Genomic DNA, 1,230 nt, shown 5'->3' with positions numbered 1-1,230 from the left:
GAAGCAATGAATTATACACTGCTTAAGTTTACAAACTATTATTTTAGAAGCATTAATCAGAAAGAACAAAAGAGAGGAGTAAGGTTCAGATACACTGTGAAGGTTGGACTTCGACAACATTGAAAATCCCCTCTCTTTTCTACTTAGATTCCGTTCAGTTCTGTGAGGCGTGGACCTCGATTTTAAGTTGTAGGAACCCCAGTAGATTGTCCTTTCCAAAATTTCAGTTCTATGGGTAAATATACTCAAATTTATGGCGTAGATATCAGTAAAGATGTCTTCGATGTGGTAAGCTCACAAAACGTTTACAAACAGTATCCCAATACCCCAAAAGGGTTCAAAGCCTTTGCCAAGGAACTTGATCCAGACGCTTTGGTTGTTATGGAGGCTACAGGCTATTATCATTATTGTTTGGCGCAGTACCTTTACGGGAAGGACATAGCCGTTTCGGTAGTGAACCCACTTTCGGTTAAGCGTTTTATACAGATGAAACTTTCCAAGGTCAAGACGGATAAGAGCGATGCGAGGGCTATCTGTGAGTACGCCCAAAACGTAGAAGTACCGATTTATACAGCAAATGATGAAGCACAGGCGGAAAGCCTGCAGCTGATACGGCTAATGGATGTTTACCTGAAACAGAGCACCCAGATCAAGAACAAGATCCATGGAGAAAAGGCTCTGGGTATTCCCTCAAAAGTAGTCTACAAATCTCTGGAACGTTCCCTAAATGCGATCAAAAAAGAAATCAAACAACTAGAGACCAGATTGCTCGAACTGGTCAAGGACCACCAGCAGGAACAGTTGACCTTGTTAAAGGGTATTCCAGGATTTGGCAACAAAACAGCTATCATGCTCATCGTAATGACCGATGGGTTCTCCAAATTTGAAAGGGCGGGACAGCTCTGTAGTTATGTGGGGATAACACCAACCATAAGAGTATCTGGAAGCAGTGTGAGGGGGAGGAGCAGGATCAGTAAGGTCGGAAACAAAAAACTAAGAAACCTATTGTTTCTGTGCAGTTTCTCTGCTTGTAAGTACAACAGAGCCTGTAGGGAGGTTTACGAGCGGATCGTGGCACAGGGAAAGAGCAAAAAGTTGGCCCTTGTGGCAGTATGCAACAAACTGCTCAAACAAGCATTTGCAATCGCAAAATCAGGGGTACGGTATAATGAGAATTTTGTGTCGAAATTGGTCTAAAAGAACTTGTTTTTTAACTCAGTTCTTTGTTGT

The 1,230-nt window shown here is 42.3% G+C and carries 1 protein-coding gene; it reads left to right on the top strand.

What is annotated here, in order from left to right:
• The first annotated feature begins 231 nt into the window (after positions 1-231).
• Positions 232-1,197: an IS110 family transposase gene (locus ZA05_RS01220; protein WP_053990040.1), complete on the top strand. Its 966-nt coding sequence runs from the start codon at positions 232-234 to the stop codon at positions 1,195-1,197.
• Positions 1,198-1,230: the final 33 nt, after the last annotated feature.

It is taken from the genome of Mangrovimonas sp. TPBH4 (assembly GCF_001280505.1).
In the GTDB taxonomy this organism is placed as follows: domain Bacteria; phylum Bacteroidota; class Bacteroidia; order Flavobacteriales; family Flavobacteriaceae; genus Mangrovimonas_A.
This window is presented reverse-complemented; position numbering and strand designations above follow the sequence as displayed.

Excerpts from the sequence above, each read along its gene's own strand:
- ZA05_RS01220 (WP_053990040.1), top strand. The coding sequence starts at position 232 with ATGGGTAAATATACTCAAATTTATGGCGTAGATATCAGTAAAGATGTC.